Source organism: Paenarthrobacter sp. CC6, assembly GCF_040560085.1.
GTDB classification, from domain to species: Bacteria; Actinomycetota; Actinomycetes; order Actinomycetales; family Micrococcaceae; genus Arthrobacter; species Arthrobacter nicotinovorans.
On the sequence record NZ_JARDAN010000008.1, the window covers coordinates 190,377 to 209,448 of the forward strand.

The following is a 19,072-nucleotide window of genomic DNA, read 5'->3' on the forward strand; positions in this document are numbered from 1 at the left end:
TGGGCCCATCCGTGCTTCCGCAGAACGTTTGCCGGAATGAACTAGACTGAGGGTTTGCAAGGACCTCGTGACGCCAGAGTTGCGGGCTGCGGCTGGCGTCAAGAATTCGTCGGCACGAACTACCGAGGAGAGTCTTGACTTTCGACCAGGCAGGCCAACCGGATCTCTCCGTTGTGATCCCGGTCTATAACGGAGAACGGATATTGGCGGCAACAATGGCGCGCCTTTCCGGCTATCTAACCAGTGGCAACTCCGAGATCATCATCGTGGAGAACGGATCGTCCGACAACACACTCAAGGTTGCCCGCGAGCACGCGGTGGACACTCCACACGTGACATTCCACGTTCTCCAAAGCGAAAAAGGGATGGGAAACGCGTACCGGAGGGGCATCGAGGCCAGTTCCGGACGCCGTGTCCTCCTGACCGCCGATGATCTTCCCTTCGGGACCGATGATCTTGACGAGGACGCGAAGCTCGAACCAAAACCGCATGTGGTCATAGGTTCCAAAGCGCACAAGAATTCGAACATCCAGCGCAGCCCCCTCCGCGGACTCACCACTTTCGGGTTCAAGACTCTCCGACAGGTGATTCTGGGGTCCAAGGTCGGTGACTCCCAGGGAACGCTCATCGTCGACGGCGGCTGGTTGCGGAACATGGTGGACCGTTTTGACGATCCTGGTTTCCTTTTCAGCACCCAGGTTGTCTACGCCGCCGAAAAACAGGGCTTCGACATAGTGGAAGTGCCCGTTACTTTGGCGCCCGATGACGAACCCGGCGAAACCACCATCCGGACTGCCGACGTCGTAAAGATGTTCAAGGGTCTGGTTGCCATGCGCCGGCGCAAGAGCGAACTGGCAGCTGCTCCCAGCGCGGGGACACACGCCCCATGACGGGATCGATCGCAGAAACACCGTCGAACGACAACGACGTGAATTTGGAACAGCCTCCGGTCAAGACCACCAAAGCCAAACTGGTGGATTTTGCCCGTCGCGCCCTGGTGGTCATCGTCTTTGCCGCTGCGGTGTACTTCATCGCAGTCCAATGGCCACAGGTCCAAGCCACGGTCTTTGCCCTGCAATGGTGGCAGGTGCTGCTTTCGCTGCTTGCCCTCATCCCCGGGGTTCTTCTGGGCATGTACATGTGGCGGGTTGTCATGGCCAGCCTGTTGAGGTCTGTTGACATCGAGCCGCAGGGCCTGGTCCTGAACCAGATCTACCTCGTAGGCCAGATCGGTAAATATCTTCCCGGCTCCGTCTGGGCGTTCGTCCTCCAGATGGAGCTCGGCCGAAAAAACGGCATCGCGCGGGCCCAGGTCTTCGTAGCTTCCTTGGTCAGTACCGGCATCACCATCGGCGCAGCTTTGGTGGTTGGAGCTTCAGCCCTGCCAATCCTTGTCCAGCGGGAACCGAACCTGCAATGGTTGTACGTCATCCTCCCCGTCGTGATTCTGGCGATGAACCCAAACGTTGTGACCTTCCTGGTCAACTTCGTGCTCAAGGTATTCCGCCGGCCACCGCTGCCTGAGCGGATACAGGCCAACACCATGGTCAAAGCCTTCATCCTCGGCGTCCTCATGTACCTGTGCTTCGGCCTGCACCTGTGGATCCTGGTAGGTCACGAGGCAACCCTGGACCTGGCGACGTTCCTGGTCCTCACCGGTGCCCTCGCTCTCGGGATGACCCTCGGGGTGCTGGCCTTCCTGCTGCCCGCTGGAGTTGGCGCACGGGAAGCCATCCTGATCCTTGCCCTGGCGGGGATGATGAGCGCCGGTGCCGCAACCGCAATCGCCGCGCTTTCCCGGATCATGTTCACTGTTGCGGACCTGCTCTGCGTAGGAATCGCTTTTGTGCACTTCCGGTGGCGGCAGTCCGCTTCCAAGACCCCCGGAGATTCCACCTCAGAGCCCAGCTGATGCTGTGGGTCTTTTCCACGCCCGGGTGTCTACGATTCCCGGGCGTTCTTCGGGCCAATAATCAAACTTATGCCGCGCGCTAAGGAGCAAGGTACCACCATGACAGCAGTAACCTCCGAGGCCACTGCCCAGCGCCCGCCTGTCACCAAGCGGCGCTACTTCATGAAGCATGATTGGCATTGGGGCATTGTTACCGCCATCATCGCGGCCATCTCGTCCATCATCCCCAGGCTCTTCAATCCCACGTTCTACTACTGGGACGACATGATGCAGTCCTTCCTTCCCTTGTGGCGGCACATGGGTGAGGAGATTCGTTCGGGCAGATTCCCCTTGATGGAACCGGGGGGCTGGGTGGGCGGCAACATTGTGGCCGAGGTCGGTTACGGGATATTCAATCCCGTAAACATCGTCAACTCGGTCATTGTCTCCAACTTCGAGAACCTGTCGCTGGCGAGCTACTTCATCATCGTCCAGTTCATTGCCCTGTTGGCTTTTGGAACGTACATGCTCGCCCGGGACTACGGGTCAAACAGGCCACTGGCCCTGGCTGCCGGTGTAGCGATTCCGTTCAGCGGCTTCACCCTGTTCTACGAGGCGGCCCGCTGGCCCGGCGGTCTCATGGCCTTTGCCTGGATCACGGTTTTCTGGTGGTCAGTGCGCCGCTACGCCCGACGCAACACCTCGCCCTTCCTTCCGTTCCTGCTCGGCTTCCTCACCATGACAGCCGGCAATCCCTACGGAGCCATCGGCGTCATTCTCGTCCTGGCAGCAGTGGCCGTCGAACTGATGCTGATGCGGCACTGGCGACGCCTCATCCCGATCGTCATCGTGGGCGCTCTGGTGGGCCTGACTGCCGTCCTGGTGTACTTCCCCTTGCCCCTCAGCTCTGCCGTAACGGTCCGTCAGCAGAATGAGATCCTGAACGATCTCTTCCTCTCGCCGGACATGTCTTCCCTCCTGACGATGAGCACCTCGTCCATGAGACCTCGGATCAACAACTTCTGGGCTCCCATCGACAACGTCCCCTCAAGCTACCTGGCATGGTTCGTTCTGCCCCTGCTTCCGTGGTTGGATTTCCGCAGCTTCAGGAACCGGTCCCGCCAGATCTTCAGCATCTATATCATTACGGGTATCTACTTCCTCCTGACGTTTGCCCCGTCACAGGTTCTGGTCTTCCGCTGGCCCATCCGTCTCATCGAGTACGTGTACTTGGGCGTGATCGTCCTTGTCGCCGTAGTGGCCTCAGCAGGCTTGAAAACCACCGCCTGGAAGAAACGGTTGTTCATCACCGTCGCGATCCTCGGCTTCGGAACCTACCGGGCCTGGTCCATGGTTCCGGAGGGCGGCAAGTGGCAGTTCTTCACGCTGGCCGTGACTTTGGTGCTGGTTGTGCTTGCGATCCTGGGATGGAAGCGCTTCGGTTACCGGGGCCTTGCCGCCGTCATGGTGGTCGGAACCATCGCCACCTTGGGCATGCAGTCCCGTCAGTTCGTCCCTAACAATGCAGTTGCAGGTATCGGCTCTCCCGTGGATGCCGATACCCTCCGGGATGCCACCAGCAACTACAAAGGAAACACCATCCAGGTCTTCAACACCATGAAGATCACGGGCGCGGAATTCACCGAGGGACGCCTCCTGTACGGCAACCAGATCCTCAACGCTGACGTCAACAACAGCATGGGCCGCTACAGCGGAATCAGCTTCACGACGTACGTCAATGCCTTGTGCATGAACTACCGCGGCGAAACGTGCCCGCTGGCCTACACCGAGCTGTTCAAACAGGCCTCGCCTGAAATCGACGCCACGTTGGCTGACGTCCTTCAGGTTGAAACCGTCGCCGTCCAGAAAACCCTGATCGCTCCGGACCAGCTGGACATCGCGCCGGGATGGTCGATTGTTGCATCAGACGAGACCCGGACCATCCTGCAGCGCCAGAACCCCTTGCCACACCCCGGCACTGTCTCATGGGTTTCTGACGGCATCACCGTCCAGGACTCAGTGCGGACAGGGAACGACGAACACGTCCAGCTCTCTGGCAACGGCAACGCTGGAAAACTGACCTTCGCGCGGCTCGCCTGGCCCGGTTACACCGTCAAGGTCGACGGCGAGACACAGAAGCTCACGCAGGGACCTGCCGGCGTCATCATGGTGGACATCCCCGCCGGCGCCAAGTCCGTTGACATTTCCTTCACGACGCCGGGACTCACCATGGGACTTGCCGCCCAGGCAGCTGCGTGGTTCGGGATTCTGCTGTTCACCGTATTCCACTATGTGCGGCGCTACCGCCGCGGAAAGTCCGCTGAGCAGGTAGTCGCAGAACCGGCCGAAAAGGTCACCGTGTAGCCAGGGCATCCCAGTCAGGGAAAAGAGCGTCCACGCCTTCGGGTTTGGGCGCTCTTTTCGTACACAGGAATCTCACTGTCCACCTGTTGGCAGTTGCCCTGGGAACGCCGGGTTGCAGGGTCACCTATCTTGCCGGCGCCCTATGGCCCCTTGCACGTGACCGTGGGGCGCAAAAAAGGCCACCGTGCCTCTGTGAAAAGAGGTACGGTGGCCTTTCTGTGTTGGCTGCGACTCCTAATGACAAGGAGTTTGCTGCCCTCGGAATCAGTGCTCGCGGAGCCAGGCTACTGCCTCCTCGGCAGGCCCTTCGAACTGCACGGTGCCGGATGAAAGCACCACTCCCCTGTCGCAAATCCTGGAGATCATGTCGAGGTCGTGGCTGACTACCACCAGTGTCCGGCCCTCATCTGAGAGCTGCTTGATCTTGGCGAGGCACTTTCTCTGGAAAGGCTCGTCACCTACGGCAAGAATTTCGTCCACAAGGAAAATGTCCGGCTGGGTGTGGACCGCGACCGCGAAAGCGAGGCGCAGGAACATACCGGAAGAATAGAATTTCACCTCGGTATCGATGAACTGCTCGATCTCGGAGAACGCGACTATGTCGTCAAACTTCTCGTTGATCTCCTGTTCTGTCATGCCCAGGATCGCTGCGTTCAGGAACACATTCTCACGTCCGGAAAGATCCGGGTGGAATCCTGCGCCCACCTCGATGAGGCCGGCGACGCGGCCTTTCGTGCGCACCGTCCCCTTGTCGGGAAGGATGACTCCGGAAATGAGCTTCAGAAGGGTGGACTTACCTGAACCGTTGAAGCCCAGGAGGGCGACAGTCTCCCCGGGCTGGATTTCAAAGCTGACGTCATGGAGCGCATCAAACCTTCGGGTCAGATCGCCCTTGCGTCCCTTCACCAGCCAAACAAGCGTTTCCTTCAAGGAGTGCGAGTGGCGAAGATTGAACGTTTTCTTGAGGTCCTTGACGATTACGGCAGCACCCATTTAGACCTCCTGCGCAAAGTGGCCCTCGAGCCGTCGGAACACGAGCTGGCCGATAATAAGGAACAAAGCAGCCATACCGAGTCCGAGCAGACCGGTCCACATCAAATGGGGAGGCAACTCAACGGGCCGGTTGACTGTTGGGTACCAGAACGCCCAGTGGAACAGTTCGACGGCCACCGTGATCGGATTCAGCTGGTAAATCACCAGCACCCATTCCGGGGCCAGGCGTCTGATCATGGTCCAGTCGTAAAGAACCGGGGAGGTCCAGGTAACGATCATCATCAACATGTCGACGATGTTCTCTGCGTCCCTGAAGAAGACGTTGATGGCACCAGCCAGCAACCCCAGACCAGTCGCTGTGACAGCCACAATGACGAAGCCCAATGCAGCCCCGATGAGTTGCAGGATGTCCGGATGCCAGCCTGTGAGCAAGGCGGCAGCAAGCAGGACCACCAGCTGCGGCAGGAAATGGACCGCAGCGACCCACACTGAAGCAACCGGGAACAACTCACGCGGCAGATAGATCTTCTTCACCAACGCAGCGTTGGAGACAATGGACCGCGTGGCATTCGAGAAAGCTTCTGAGAAGAAGTTGATAACGATGACGCCGGAGAACATGTACAGCGCGTAGTTGGGGATCTGATCCCCAACCCGCAGCACAATGCCCAACGCAAAGAACAGCACTACGTACTGGACCAGGGGCTTGACGTAGGACCATGCCAGCCCGAGAACCGAACCCCGGTAACGAACACGGAGTTCCTTGCGGACGATCAACTTGAGGAGGTACCGGCGTCGATAGACGTCGAGCAGACCGGCACCTACCCCTGGAACAGCATACGTATCAGTGGAAGTGGCCATTGCTACTTGTTAGGCTCCGATGCTTCGAACGTTTCCCGCCAGGATTCCATGGAGGTGATCTCCGGGAGGGCATCGCGGTATTGCGCGCGAAGGGTCTCCCAGTTGGAGAAGAGCTGTGCGTGGAGCTTGGCAGACTCAACCACCAACTGGCGGGCCATCCTGGGGTCCCTAAGGTGCCAGGAAGCTCCGGTGCCGTCAGCGTTCGAGACCACAGCGCTGTCGAGGTGGGCCAGGCTCCACCACTTTCCGTCCTGGTGGGCCACTTGGGCCTCCGGGTTGGCCTTGGCCGTGTCGCGGACGGGAGCCAGCGTCTGCTTCAGGACGGTTTTCACTGCCCATGGCAACAGACCGAGCGCACCCGGCTGCTTGTAGGACTGGGGCTTCTTGGGCGGGCGCTTCCGGAAAACTTCCGGGAACGCCGCGGGGTCCGTCTTGACCTGGGAGTCGGGGAACTCTTCACGCATGGCGCGAAGCTTCGGCATCGTGGTCGGCAGCTGTTTGTGCAGGTCGCCGGGACCGGCGAGGACGTCCCGCAGGGCCATGACGCGGGCCTGCTCGGGGTAGTACTGCATCGACACCAAGTGCTTGATGTCCGTGTTCAGGCTCTCGCGGAGGATTCGTCCGCCCTTGGGGAACGGGGAGTGCAGGAGGGTGGCGATGAGCCGGTTGCGCTCATGGTAGTACGCCTGCCAGTCGACGGAATCGTCCTTATCTGCCCATGAGACGTGCCATACAGCTGCACCCGGAAGCGTCACTGTCGGGAAGCCGGCGGCCCGGGCCCGGAGCGAGTATTCAGCGTCGTCCCACTTGATGAACACCGGCAGGGAGAGCCCGATGGTCTCCACCACGGCCTTGGGGATGAGGCACATCCACCAGCCGTTGTAGTCGGCATCCCAGCGGCGGTGCAACTGAGGCGTGGACCGCAGGCCGGCCTGGGAGAAGTCATGATTGCCAAGGCCCTCCACCGGTCCCCACAGGAACCTGTAGAAGTTGACCACCTCTGAGTAGGCATGCAGGACAGACTTGTTGTACATGTCAAACATGTGTCCGCCGACGATGGTCGGTTTGCGGCAGAGATCGGCGAACGCCACTGCGCGCATAACGCCCTCTGTCTCAAGTTCAATGTCGTCATCGAGCAGCATGACGTAGTCGCTCTTGTCTGAAACGAGCATCTCGTACATGTTGCGTGCGAAACCACCCGAACCGCCGAGGTTGCCCTGGTTGATGATCCGGAGCTGGTCTCCCATGGATTCAGCGACAGCGTCGAAACCGGCTTCGTCGGCGACCTTTTTGTTTCCTTGGTCGACGATGATCAGTTCGGCAAGAATTTCCCGAAGACCGGGGTCTCCGTCAATAGCCTTGATGGTTTCCAGGCAGTAGTCTGCGCGGTTGAAGGTGGTGACACCCAACGTCACGCGCCCCTGGGTGCGGCCCTCGTCCGGAACGGCCCAGTGAGCGCTCTTCAGGGTCATGCCGTCACCGCCGGCGATCAGGTCAAACCAGTACCACCCGCCGTCGCCGAACGGGGCAAGAGTCAGCTCGAAATCGTTCGAGGCGGAACCCTCGACCAACACGGAATCGACACGCTGGGATGCACCGCGTGCGTTGGAGCGGTAGACAATGATCGTACCTTCGCCCTCGGTTTCGAGGTGAAGGACCGTCTTTGTGGCAATCGTCCATTTGCGCCAGTAGCTCGCCGGGAAAGCGTTGAAGTAGGAGCCGAAGGAAAGACGTTCGCCACGGCGGACCTGGACGGAACCGCGGTCGAGGATGTCCTCCGGGTGGAGCTGCCGGGTCATGCCGACGGCCTGCACATCCGAGCTTCCCCGGCCTGATCTTTGAACTGTGCTCGTGTCCGGGTCTACGTACAGGGGGAGGGTGTCGAGGTCACGGTTCGCCGGGAAAATGACACGCTGGACAATCCGCAGGTTCTGTTCAGTTGAACCGGGGGCATTCACGTCGGTGGAAGCCGTCATGGCAGTCTCCTGGCTTTCGTTTGTTGTGGTGGTCATGCGTCCACTCCCCCACTTTCAAGCTTGGCGCCGCCTGTGAAGTGCGGCTTGATCTTGTTGTCGTACATGGACAAAGCTGAACCGATCGCCATGTGCATATCGAGGTACTTGTACGTTCCAAGGCGGCCACCGAACAGAACGGACTTCTCACCCTTGGCCAGATCGCGGTAAGCAAGCAGCTTTTGGCGATCGTCGGAAGTGTTGACGGGGTAGTACGGCTCGTCGCCCTTCTCCGCAAAGCGCGAGAACTCGCGCATGATGACCGTCGCGTCCTTGGTGTAATCCCGCTCCGGGTGGAAGTGGCGGAATTCGTGGATGCGCGTGTACTTTTCCTCGGCGTCGGGATAGTTCATCACTGCGCAACCCTGGAAGTCCTCAATGGGCAGGACCTCTTCTTCAAGGTCGATGGTGCGCCAGGAGAGGTCACCTTCTGCGTAGTCAAAGTAGCGGTCCACGGGACCCGTGTAGATGACAGGCACCTGTCCCAGCACGGAAGACCGGCCGAACTCGCCGTCGTCGAAGAAGTCCGTGTTGAGGACAACTTCGATGTTGGGGTGGTCCGCCATACGCTCGATCCAGGCCGTGTATCCGTCGACCGGCAGCCCTTCGTACGTGTCATTGAAGTAGCGGTTGTCGTAGTTGTAGCGAACCGGGAGCCGGGAAATGATCTCCGCGGGCAGGTCCTTGGGGTCCGTCTGCCACTGCTTGCCCGTGTAGTGCTTGATGAACGCTTCGTAGAGCGGGCGTCCGATCAGCTGGATACCCTTGTCGTTCAGGTTCTGCGGATCAGTACCGGCGAGTTCACCGGCCTGCTCGGCGATGAGTGCCTTCGCTTCGGTCGGGCTCATGGCCGAACGGAAGAACTGGTTGATGGTGCCCAGGTTGATGGGCATCGGGTACACCTCGCCCTTGTGGCTGGTGTAAACCTTGTGCTGGTACTTCGTGAAGGTCGTGAAACGGTTCACGTACTCCCAAACGCGTTCGTTGGACGTGTGGAAGAGGTGCGCTCCGTAGCGGTGCACCTCAATTCCAGTCTGCGCTTCGTTCTCGCTGTAGGCGTTTCCACCAATGTGGTGGCGGCGATCAAGCACCGCAACCTTCAGCCCCAACTCGGTAGCGGCGCGTTCTGCAATGGTCAGGCCAAAGAAACCCGAGCCGACGACGACGAGATCAGCGTTCACAAACTCTCCTGTGTATTGGCGTGCGGGCACAAAAATGCCCACGTCTACTGGTCAAGGCTACCCGACGTTACGATCGAATCCCGATTCGGGAACGCGCGTAAGGGGGCAGCGATTGACCGGAAAAACGAACGGGAGGCGTGGCCTGCGCCAGCCTCCCGTTCAAATGTGCAAAAATCCAGCCGCGCTACAGCGCGACGACAGCGCCCGTTTCGGCTGATTTGAGTACAGCCTCAGCAACGCGCAGGGTCTCAAGGCCTTCGGCCATTGTGACAATGTTCATGGACTTGCCCAGAACGGCGTCGCGGAAAGCCTCATGTTCCATCTTCAGTGGTTCACGCTTGGCCAAGGCAAAACGGGTCGACGATCCCTCGGACACACCACGGAATGCCGCGATGGAATCCCAGTCCGTCTGGAAGGTGCCGTTCTCGACAAACGTCAAGTCAGCGGAAATCGTGTCGGCAATGTATGCGCCACGCTCGCCCAGGACAACCGTCGTGCGTTCCTTCATGGGTGAGAGCCAGTTGACGATGTGGTTGGTTACTACGCCGTCCTTGAGGTGCCCGATCGCAGTGACCATGTCCTCGTGCTGACGACCACTCCGTGATGTAGTGTGCGCAACGACGTTGACAAAGTTACTCTGGGCCAGCCATGCGGTGAGGTCGATGTCGTGGGTAGCAAGATCCTTGACCACTCCAACGTCGGCAATCCGGGACGGGAACGGGCCCTGGCGCCGGGTGGAGATCTGGTAGACCTCGCCGAGATCGCCATTTTCAAGCCGCTCACGGAGGCTCTGCAGGGAGGGGTTGAAGCGCTCGATGTGCCCAACGGCGCCGATCAAGCCTTTGGAATCAAAGGCCTCCGCAATCCGGCGGCCGGAGACAGAATCGTTGGCAATCGGCTTTTCCACCAAGCAGTGCACGCCGGCCTCGGCCAGCTGGAGGGCAACTTCCTCGTGGAGGATTGTCGGCACGGCGGCGACAGCCATGTCGATGCCCTGCTCAATGAGTTGCTCGACGGAATTGCAAACCTCCAGCCCACTGGCAACGTTGTGGGGGTCTCCAAAGGAGTCAGCGACGGCGACAAGGTCAACACCCTCGAGCTCGCGGATAACGCGTGCGTGGTGACGGCCCATCATGCCCAGCCCAATGAGGCCAGCGCGCAGATTTGCCACTAGCTACCTGCCTTTGCAACGGCGTTGACAGCAGCGACGATCCGGTCAAGGTCATCCTGGCTAAGTGACGGGTGCACGGGAAGGGACAGCACAGTGGAGGCCGCTTCTTCAGTGACCGGCAGGTCATCGGAGGTCTGGAACGGCGCAAGGCGGTGGTTGGGAATCGGGTAGTAGACGCCGCAGCCCACGTTGTACTCCTCGCGCAAGGCCTTCGCGAAGCCATCACGGTCCTCGGCAATCCGGATGGTGTACTGGTGATAAACGTGCTCGTAGCCTTCAACGACCTTCGGGGTAACGACACCTTCGATGTTTGCATCGAAGAATGCTGCGTTCTCCTGCCGGGTCTTCGTCCAGCCTTCGACCTTGGTCAGCTGCACACGACCGATTGCTGCGTGAATGTTGGTCATGCGCGCGTTGAAGCCAACCAGTTCGTTTTCGTACTGGCGCTCCATGCCCTGGTTGCGAAGCAACCGAAGCCGCCGTTCGACGTCGGCCAGGCCGGTGCTGACCATGCCGCCCTCACCGGAGGTCATGTTCTTCGTCGGGTACAAGCTGAACATGGCGAAATCGCCGAATGTACCGACCTTGCGGCCGTTGACTGCCGCGCCGTGTGCCTGGGCAGCGTCTTCAAAGACCTTCACGCCGTGCTTGGCGGCGACTGCACCGATTCCGTCCACGTCAAACGGGTGACCGTAGAGGTGCACCGGCATGATGGCTGCGGTGCGGTCCGTGATCTTCGACTCGACGGAAGCAGGATCCAGCGTGTAGTGGTCGATGTCCACATCGGCGAAGACAGGAGTAGCACCCGTCAAGGCCACGGAGTTGGCTGTTGCCGCGAAGGTAAACGACGGCACGATGACTTCATCGCCAGGGCCAATGCCCGCAGCCAAAAGGCCGAGGTGCAAACCGGATGTTCCGGAGTTGACGGCCACGGCTGCCCTGCCGTCCAGGAGGACCTGCGAGAATTCCTGTTCAAAGGACGCAACCTCCGAACCCTGTGCGAGTTGGCCGGAGGCCAGAACAGCCTCTACTGCCTTGCGCTCTTCATCACCGATGATGGGCTTGGCGGGGGGAATGAATTCGGGGCTCATGCCTCTACCTCTCGAAGGGTCTCGTTCTGTTCAACATATGTGGCGCCGGTTTCCGGGCATACCCAGTTGTCACCGCTGCGTTGCAGCGGGAAACCGGCCTTGCCGACCCAACCATGGCGCTTGGCCGGAACTCCGACCATCAAAGCAAAATCAGGAACATCTTTGGCCACGACAGCACCCGCGGCCACAGTAGCCCAGCGTCCGATCGTGACCGGAGCAACACATACAGCGCGGGCGCCGATGGACGCGCCTTCACGAATAGTGACGCCCACGGGCTCCCAATCATGGGCGCTCTTCAAAGTTCCATCGGGTGCAACTGCCCGGGGGTATGTGTCATTCGTCAGCACTACGGCGGGTCCGATGAAGACCCCTGCCTCCAGTTCCGCGGGCTCGTAGACAAGCGCATAGTTCTGAACTTTGCAGTTGTCCCCCATCTTGACTCCGGAGCCGATGTAGGCCCCGCGTCCGACGATGCAATTGACCCCTAGTTCGGCCTGCTCGCGGACCTGGGCAAGATGCCAAATCTTCGATCCATCACCAATTACCGCCTTGTCTGAAACATCGGCGCTCTCCGCAACCACTATCACCGGTGAAGGTCCTTCCTCATTGAGCACACGCGACAACGAGTTTCATCTTAGCTGAGACACAAAGCCACAGCGTCAAGGCGCCGTTTACCCTTCCCTGGCAAAAGTTGTCCACATACACCTCATGGGGTGCTGCGGTTTCGTCCTGAGCTCCATAACGATGGTGGTGCATGCAAAGGGAGGACAAGGCAATGACGTTGGAGTGCACACTGGTTCGGAGCCCCACTGCGCCCATGCCAGCGGATCCGGAGGAATTGACCATCGAAGTACCGCCGGGCGCGTCCGGTGCCCAGCTGGAGGCACTGATCAAGGCCGTCCGGAACACCGGGCAGCTTTCTGTTGCAGGGCGACATCTCGCCGACCTGACCGTCGGGGTGCCACCTCTTGTGTCCGGTGCAGTGATCGTGGACGGATTCGTGCCGCCGGCGGAAACATCAACCATGCTTCCTCTGATGTTGCTCACCCATACCGGCCCTGCCGCAGGGTCTGTCTTCCGGATTCCGCGTGGGCAACACCACATTGGCCGTGGAACTGCAGGGATTTCGCTACCCGATCCTGGAATGTCCAGGGAACACGCATTACTGGATGTCTCGGGTGAACGCTTGGAAGTAACCAGCGTTGCTGCAGCGAACCCCATAGATGTGGACGGTCGGCCCGTCCGCCGCGCTTTGGTCACATCCCGCTCCAGCCTCCGTTGCGGGCATACAACTTTCAGCCTCGCGCCGGACAACGAGTGCTTTCCTGCCGTCGCAGCGGATGCGGGTCGTTCGGTGCAGGAACCAATCGAGGTGCCCTGCGCAAAGAACCACGGGAGCCGGGCCACCATCGCGCTTGCCGCAGGGTTGCCTTTGATTGCCGGCATCGGTCTCGCGGCGGCCACCGGGATGTGGATGTACTTGGGGTTCTCTGCGATATCCGCGCTTGGCTTGGTTTTCCCCTTGTTGCTTGGGGGAAAGGGACGGCAGGAATACCGCCGAGCGCTTGATCATGCGGTTCGCGAAGACATCGCCAGACGCCACCGTTGCTCGCCTTCTGCCGCCGAGTTACTGGTAGCCGGCCAAAGCCGTCCGGCGGCCGCGGGACCTGGCGCAAGGGGTTTGGCCTCAGGCGGAAACCCCGGGACGCCGTCGCCGGATACCAATGCAGGAGGTGTCCAGGCTGAGCCCCGGGTTTGGTTGCGACTGGGCACCGCCCAGTCCTCGGCCAATATCCGCCTCGTCCCTGGCGACCGACATTTCTCACCGCCACCCGTCGGCTCGTGCCCTGTCTCGTTAGATCCTGGCCATCGGCGCGTGGCTATACAAGGCCACGGCAAACACGTGGCAGCCTTGCTTCGATTCATCGTCATGCAGCTTGTAAGTTTCCCAAACTCAGCCTCTGCTCCCATCGTGTTGCTGGGGGCAGTCGAAGACCTGCCCCTGAGTGCCCGGTTTCTCCCTCAGGTGACCCTCGCTGCGGACGCTGACGCGGCCGTGGCTGCCTTGAACACGCTCCGGCATGGCCGGCAGGGCACTCTTATTGTGATGGAGAGCCCAACAGGGCAGGAGAACGAGGCCCTTTCCCGAGCCATCCAGGCTTCGCATCAGGCCCAGTGGCAGGTACTGCACTGTCACTCCGGGGCTTCAGTCCCCCTGGACGCCATCACCATCGAACCGTCGGGCGTGGCTGCATCTTTTGAGTCGGCAGGTGAGCGCTTCGATTTTGTGCCCGACCTCGTTCCCGCCGAGGTATTCGATCGCTTCTGCCGGACAGTTGCCGCAAGGTTGAGCGAGCAAGCGCCGCGTACTCACGGCGTTCTTCCGGACCGGTCTTCACTGGCGGCCCTTCTTCCCTACGGCCAACGCCGGATCCTTAGCAGGTGGCGCACTGCCTCCGGACTGGAAAGCCTGACAGCTGTGCTGGGAGAAGGCCGGGCCGGCCCGGTCACATTCGACCTCAAGATGGACGGTCCCCACCTTCTGATTGCGGGTACTACCGGCTCTGGAAAGTCCGAACTGCTGAAGACTTTCGTTGCTTCCATCGCGCTGAGCGTCCCGCCGGAGCACGCAGCTTTTCTGTTTTTCGATTTCAAGGGCGGTTCAGGGCTGGGTCCGTTAACAGCCCTCCCGCACTGCGTGGGCATCCTGACGGATCTGAGCCGGCAGCATCTTGATCGGGCATTGGAGTCGCTGCGTGGAGAAATACGGCTCCGCGAGAAGCTTTTCGCCGACTGGGGGGCAACGGACCTCGCACAATACCAACGAACGAAGGGCGCCAAGGACTGCAGGCTCCCGCACCTGATCCTGGTCATAGATGAGTTCCGGATCCTTGTCGACGAGGCTCCGGCTGCGCTCCACGAACTCATGCGGGTGGCGACGATCGGACGTTCCCTGGGAATCCATCTGGTCATGGCCACACAGCGACCACAAGGAGCCTTGACCGCTGATATAAGGGCAAACGTGACCTCCAGCATCGCACTTCGAGTCCAGTCGGAGATGGAGTCGGTGGACATCATCAATTCGAAGGCTGCTGCGTCAATAGGCGTTGATGTTCCCGGGCGGGCGTTCCTGGCAACGGCAGCGAAGGAGCCCGAAGAATTCCAAGCAGCCTCTCTGGACGCTCCGCAATCCGGCGGTGTGTCGTCCATGGCCGACCATTTGTCGCCAGGAAGCGGCGCCGCGCCTGACCGGGTTGTTCGGTCTGCTGCCCAGGCGCTCGGCGAACCCTTCGACAGCCGGGATCTCGTCGGCAAGGACGTCGACGGTTCCGGCCGCAGCACGTCCCAGGCACTTACAGGCGCCGGGAGTTTGGTATCCAATATTAACGCCGCTTGGCGCCACTTGGGCACTCCCTCTCCCCGAAGCCCCATCGCAGCACCCCTACCGCACTCGATTCCTTGGACGGCCGAACTCTCAACTGAGGGTGAACCTGAGGTGATGCATGAAAGCGATAGGGCATCCTGGCGGGTGGGACCGGTGGCACTGGTGGACAAGCCTGCGCAGCAACGGGTTGAGTGCCTCACTTGGATGCCCGCCGACCATGGACACCTGGCATTGATTGGCAACGCATCAAGTGGCATGCAGGACAGCTTCCGCGCGATCACCGCCCTGGTGGCCACCCGGGCGCCCCAGCCCCATCTCTACATTCTGGACGCGAGCCGATTACTGGGTCAGCTGGAGTCGCAACAAGGAATCGCGGCTTTCGCGCGTGTCGATCAAGTTGGCTTCGCGGCCCGGATCCTGTCGCGGTTGGCAGCCGAAATGGAGCGACGGCGCGCCTTGGGTGGCCTCGAGGGGCGTTGCTGGCCACTGGTGCTGATCGTGGCCGGCTGGTGCTCTTGGTCAACGGCCTTCCGAGGAGGCCCCCACGAATGGGCTGAGGGCATTCTGCACGACATCGCCAGGGACGGAAGCCCCGTGGGCATCACTCTTCTGATTTCCGGGGAGCGGGAACTGGTCAGCTCCCGCATGTTTGCCGCAATCCCAAATCGTGCCTATTTTCCTTTGGGGACAACTGATGAATCCAGGTTCCACTGGCCTCGTCTTCCCGAAGTGGAACCCGTTCGGGGGCGGGCCGCAGTGATGGGAAACGTCGTCGAGGGTCAAACGGCCACAGCGCAGTTCAGGGAGGCGCCAACAGCTGGGCTCTGGCCTTTTGGGGACTTGGCTCCGGCCGAACCGCCTTTTCGCTTGCGACCCCTCCCCCACCTGCTGACACGCGAGGACTTCCTCAACCGCAAGGCAGCGCTGGCCAGCTCGAAGAAAGAGCCGCGTACGGCAATCCGGTCGGTGCGGGTGGATGAAAAGGTGCCGGAGCCTCTCTGGATCGGCGTCGCCGGTGATGAAGCACAACCCGCAGCGCTACCCCTCAGGGACAAGGGAGTCAGCCTTGTCCTGGGCGGCCCAAGTTCCGGCAAGAGCACCATTCTTGGATCGTTGGTCTGCTTGAACCCGGGGACCGTGTGGCTCTTTCCACCGGACGCAGCCTCTGCGGGAGCGTTCTGGGCTTCAACTGCGTCGGAGGCCACTGCGGGAAACCTGGATCCTGGAAGTGTGCTGCTGGTGGATGACGCAGACTCCCTGGATGCCCAGGGCCGCCAGGCTCTCAATGCCCTGGACGGGCAAGTCGCAGGCATCATCCTGACAGCTACGTTCGGCCCGACCCTACATCAACTTCCTCTGGCCAGGCAGGTGCAAGCAGCCGGCATGGGGTTGGTCTTGTCGCCCTCAAGACCGCACGACGGCGAGCTCCTGGGTGTCCGGCTTCAATCCGACACCGCGCGGCGCCCTGGCCGCGGCTTCATTGTCGACCGCGGTGTAATTACTCCCTGCCAGGCAGTACTCTCCTCCGGCCTTCCAACACGCGGGTGACCGCACCCGGAACGCCGTGCGATGGACCGCTATAAGACGTCGCCGGAACCACCTGTACGCGATGCGTAAGAGATGACGTCTTTTTGGAAGAGGAAGATGATTGCGGCAAGCGCAGGAAGGATCATTGCCAGCCCTTGGAACACGAGTCCGCCCGTCATGGTTGGAAAACCTATGGTGAGGACGAATAGTTGGGCCACCAGCGCAGCCGCGCGGGTCCACCTGTACCCGCGGAACAGGAAATGCCCCACCGAGAACAGCCACGTTGAGAAAGCCAGCAACAGAACGAGCGTAAAGACCGCTCCCCAAAAAGTCAGCACTGGAGCGCCAGTGAGGAGCTCGAAGCCATACCAGGCCGCGGCCGCCAGCAAGGCAAGCGCTTCGAGCACAACGACGACGGAAATGATCAGAATCCCTCGGGGACGCACGGTTCCCGAGTTGCTCGGAGACTGTCGGCCGGAACCATTGTTTCCATCGTGGCCAGCGTGAGGTTGGGCAGGGTCTACAGGAGGTCTTGACACACTGGCACACTACCGGACATAGTCATCTAGCAGTGAGGGCACTGGCGGCTGATGTGATGCATCGCTCACGGATTCCGAGCATTTCGACCACTAACACCCCTTGTTTACAAGGCGTTAACATGAAACGCTTGACTCAGACGACCAAGGGGGCCCATGCGGGCCCCTTTCCTTTGGAGCCTCTCGTGAATGTTTTCACAAAAGGCCCTTCTAGTTCTCACGAATGGAGTGACTGATCAGCATGGATTGGCGTAATCGCGCAGCCTGCCTCGACAAGGACCCGGAGCTCTTCTTCCCAGTCGGCAACACGGGACCAGCACTTCTCCAGATCGAGGAAGCCAAGAGCGTCTGCCGCCGCTGCCCCGTGGTGGACACCTGCCTTCAGTGGGCATTGGAGTCCGGCCAGGACGCCGGCGTTTGGGGCGGAATGAGTGAAGACGAACGACGTGCACTCAAGCGTCGCGCAGCACGCGCACGTCGCGCCTCCTAGTTTCGAAGAAAGAGAAAGGCCGCGGACCGAATGGTCCGCGGCCTTTCTCTTTATGGCAGACAGAACATGAGGGCGCTAGGCCCGGGCGAGGTTAAGGACAATCTCCACGGCTGTCCCGCCACCCTCCCTCGGGCTCCACTGGATGGTTCCGCCGAGCTCACTGGTGACCAGGGTTCGGACGATCTGCAAGCCCAAACCCTCCGTGTACTGTCCGTCCGGCAACCCCACGCCGTCGTCGGCAATGGTGACGGTCAGGAACTCGTCCTTGCCGTCCCCTTCGGCCCGGTCAGCCACCAGCCACACTGTTCCGGTGCGGCCTTCCAGTCCATGCTCGACAGCATTGGTAACAAGCTCGTTGATGACCAGTGCCAGCGGAGTCGCAAAATCGCTGGGCAGCTCCCCAAAAAGCCCTGAACGTTCGGTTCGCACCTGTTGCGACGGCGAGGCCACTTCGGCTGACAGCCGGAATTGCCGCCCGATCAACTCGTCGAAGTCAACGCTCTGCGTAAGACCTTGGGACAGAGTTTCATGCACGAGTGCGATCGTGGCTACACGCCGCATCGCTTGTTCGAGGCCTTGCTTGGCCTCGTCGCTGACCATTCGCCTTGACTGCATGCGCAGGAGGGCGGCCACAGTCTGCAGGTTGTTCTTGACCCTGTGGTGGATTTCGCGGATGGTCGCATCCTTGGTGACGAGCTCCATCTCCCGGCGCCTGAGCTCGGAAACGTCGCGACAGAGCACCAGGGCGCCGAAGCGGTGTTGCTCGTCGCGAAGCGGGATGGCTCGCAACGAAAGGCTGACTCCCCTGGATTCAATTTCACTTCGCCATGGCATGCGGCCCGTGACCACCAAAGGCAGGGTCTCGTCAACCATCCGCCGGTCCTTCAGCAAGCCTGCGGTCACTTCCGCCAATGAACGGCCTTCCAACGACTCGACTTCACCGAGTCTGCGGAATGCCGAAACCCCATTGGGACTTGCGTATTGGACTATGCCGTCGGCATCGAGCCGGATCAGTCCGTCACCGACCCTCGGAGCCCCTCGACGCGAGCCCGTCGGAGAAGCAAAGTCCGGCCACAGTCCGAGAGTGCCCATGCGAAGAAGGTCGTAGGCACACTGGCGATATGTCAACTCCAGCCGCGAAGGCATACGGGAGCTGGAGAGGTCCATGTGGGACGTTACGACGGCGAGTGTTCTTCCGTTGCGCACCATGGGAACCGCTTCAACGCGTAGGGCCATCTCGCTGCTCCAGCTTGTTTCGCTTGAACGCTCGATGGCCCTGCTGTTCCATGCTTTCTCCACCAAGGGCCGGAGATCCGAGCGGATGCCCTCACCCACGAAGTCCGCATGGAACACCGTGTGCGATGTTGACGGACGGACGTGGGCGAGGGCAATGTAGCCGAACTCAGGGTGTGGGAACCACAACGCAAGGTCAGCGAAAGCCAGGTCGGCGACCATTTGCCAGTCACCGACGAGGAGGTGCAGCCATTCGGCATCTCCAGGCCCGAAATCAGCGTGTTCCCTGATGGGGTCTGTAAAGATTGCCACTGCACCTCCATTTGCGACGCGAGGATGT

Annotated in this window: 14 protein-coding genes; 5 read left to right on the plus strand and 9 right to left on the minus strand. The window is 60.7% G+C overall.

The window, feature by feature from the left end; translation table 11 throughout:
* Positions 1-134: 134 nt before the first annotated feature.
* From PV760_RS09610 to PV760_RS09620, 3 genes are all read left to right on the plus strand, one after another.
* Positions 135-890 carry a glycosyltransferase gene (locus PV760_RS09610; protein ID WP_018776417.1) on the plus strand — a complete coding sequence of 252 codons (756 nt, stop codon included), beginning with the start codon at positions 135-137 and terminating at the stop codon, positions 888-890.
* Entirely contained in the window at positions 887-1,912 is a 1,026-nt protein-coding gene (locus tag PV760_RS09615; protein ID WP_018776418.1) for a lysylphosphatidylglycerol synthase domain-containing protein, read from the plus strand. The genes PV760_RS09610 and PV760_RS09615 overlap by 4 nt, the downstream gene beginning before the upstream one ends.
* A gap of 99 nt (positions 1,913-2,011) precedes the next feature.
* Positions 2,012-4,255 carry a glycosyltransferase family protein gene (locus tag PV760_RS09620; RefSeq protein ID WP_110503926.1) on the plus strand — a complete coding sequence of 748 codons (2,244 nt, stop codon included), beginning with the start codon at positions 2,012-2,014 and terminating at the stop codon, positions 4,253-4,255.
* Positions 4,256-4,519: 264 nt separating this feature from the next.
* On the opposite strand, the gene PV760_RS09625 is transcribed toward PV760_RS09620, so the two are convergent.
* From PV760_RS09625 to PV760_RS09655, 7 genes are all read right to left on the minus strand, one after another.
* Positions 4,520-5,248, minus strand: a complete 729-nt coding sequence (locus PV760_RS09625) for an ABC transporter ATP-binding protein (protein WP_018776420.1) — start codon at positions 5,246-5,248, stop codon at positions 4,520-4,522.
* Positions 5,249-6,106, minus strand: a complete 858-nt coding sequence (locus PV760_RS09630) for an ABC transporter permease (protein WP_018776421.1) — start codon at positions 6,104-6,106, stop codon at positions 5,249-5,251.
* 2 nt (positions 6,107-6,108) lie between these two features.
* On the minus strand, positions 6,109-8,118 hold the full coding sequence (locus PV760_RS09635) for a glycosyltransferase (protein WP_018776422.1): 2,010 nt from the start codon (positions 8,116-8,118) through the stop codon (positions 6,109-6,111).
* Positions 8,115-9,299 (minus strand): UDP-galactopyranose mutase, encoded by a 1,185-nt coding sequence (gene glf, locus PV760_RS09640; protein ID WP_018776423.1) that lies wholly within the window; start codon positions 9,297-9,299, stop codon positions 8,115-8,117. The genes PV760_RS09635 and glf overlap by 4 nt, the downstream gene beginning before the upstream one ends.
* Before the next feature lie 184 nt (positions 9,300-9,483).
* A complete protein-coding gene (locus PV760_RS09645; protein WP_018776424.1) occupies positions 9,484-10,470 on the minus strand; it encodes a Gfo/Idh/MocA family protein in 987 nt (328 codons plus the stop codon).
* Entirely contained in the window at positions 10,470-11,561 is a 1,092-nt protein-coding gene (locus PV760_RS09650) for a DegT/DnrJ/EryC1/StrS family aminotransferase (protein ID WP_354627626.1), read from the minus strand. The genes PV760_RS09645 and PV760_RS09650 overlap by 1 nt, the downstream gene beginning before the upstream one ends.
* Complete coding sequence (locus tag PV760_RS09655; protein WP_018776426.1) at positions 11,558-12,175, minus strand: acyltransferase; 618 nt, start codon at positions 12,173-12,175, stop codon at positions 11,558-11,560. Before PV760_RS09655 ends, PV760_RS09650 begins: the two co-directional genes overlap by 4 nt.
* 203 nt (positions 12,176-12,378) lie before the next feature.
* Between PV760_RS09655 and PV760_RS09660 the strand changes: the two genes are divergently transcribed.
* The gene (locus PV760_RS09660; protein WP_354627627.1) at positions 12,379-16,494 is read left to right on the plus strand and encodes an FtsK/SpoIIIE domain-containing protein; all 4,116 of its coding nucleotides are present in this window, start codon (positions 12,379-12,381) and stop codon (positions 16,492-16,494) included.
* A 29-nt stretch (positions 16,495-16,523) separates the two neighbouring features.
* Here the strand turns inward: PV760_RS09660 and PV760_RS09665 are convergent, their stop codons facing one another.
* A complete protein-coding gene (locus tag PV760_RS09665) occupies positions 16,524-17,012 on the minus strand; it encodes a hypothetical protein (protein ID WP_502921435.1) in 489 nt (162 codons plus the stop codon).
* A 238-nt stretch (positions 17,013-17,250) separates the two neighbouring features.
* Between PV760_RS09665 and PV760_RS09670 the strand changes: the two genes are divergently transcribed.
* On the plus strand, positions 17,251-17,499 hold the full coding sequence (locus PV760_RS09670) for a WhiB family transcriptional regulator (protein ID WP_003804966.1): 249 nt from the start codon (positions 17,251-17,253) through the stop codon (positions 17,497-17,499).
* 75 nt (positions 17,500-17,574) lie between these two features.
* Here the strand turns inward: PV760_RS09670 and PV760_RS09675 are convergent, their stop codons facing one another.
* On the minus strand, positions 17,575-19,044 hold the full coding sequence (locus PV760_RS09675; protein ID WP_018776429.1) for a sensor histidine kinase: 1,470 nt from the start codon (positions 19,042-19,044) through the stop codon (positions 17,575-17,577).
* Positions 19,045-19,072 lie beyond the last annotated feature (28 nt).

Bases quoted from the DNA above. Each gene is read 5' to 3' on its own strand.
- PV760_RS09615 (WP_018776418.1), top strand. From the start codon at position 887: ATGACGGGATCGATCGCAGAAACACCGTCGAACGACAACGACGTGAAT.
- PV760_RS09620 (WP_110503926.1), top strand. From the start codon at position 2,012: ATGACAGCAGTAACCTCCGAGGCCACTGCCCAGCGCCCGCCTGTCACC.
- PV760_RS09625 (WP_018776420.1), bottom strand. From the start codon at position 5,248: ATGGGTGCTGCCGTAATCGTCAAGGACCTCAAGAAAACGTTCAATCTT.
- PV760_RS09630 (WP_018776421.1), bottom strand. From the start codon at position 6,106: ATGGCCACTTCCACTGATACGTATGCTGTTCCAGGGGTAGGTGCCGGT.
- PV760_RS09635 (WP_018776422.1), bottom strand. From the start codon at position 8,118: ATGACCACCACAACAAACGAAAGCCAGGAGACTGCCATGACGGCTTCC.
- PV760_RS09650 (WP_354627626.1), bottom strand. From the start codon at position 11,561: ATGAGCCCCGAATTCATTCCCCCCGCCAAGCCCATCATCGGTGATGAA.
- PV760_RS09660 (WP_354627627.1), top strand. From the start codon at position 12,379: ATGCCAGCGGATCCGGAGGAATTGACCATCGAAGTACCGCCGGGCGCG.
- PV760_RS09670 (WP_003804966.1), top strand. From the start codon at position 17,251: ATGGATTGGCGTAATCGCGCAGCCTGCCTCGACAAGGACCCGGAGCTC.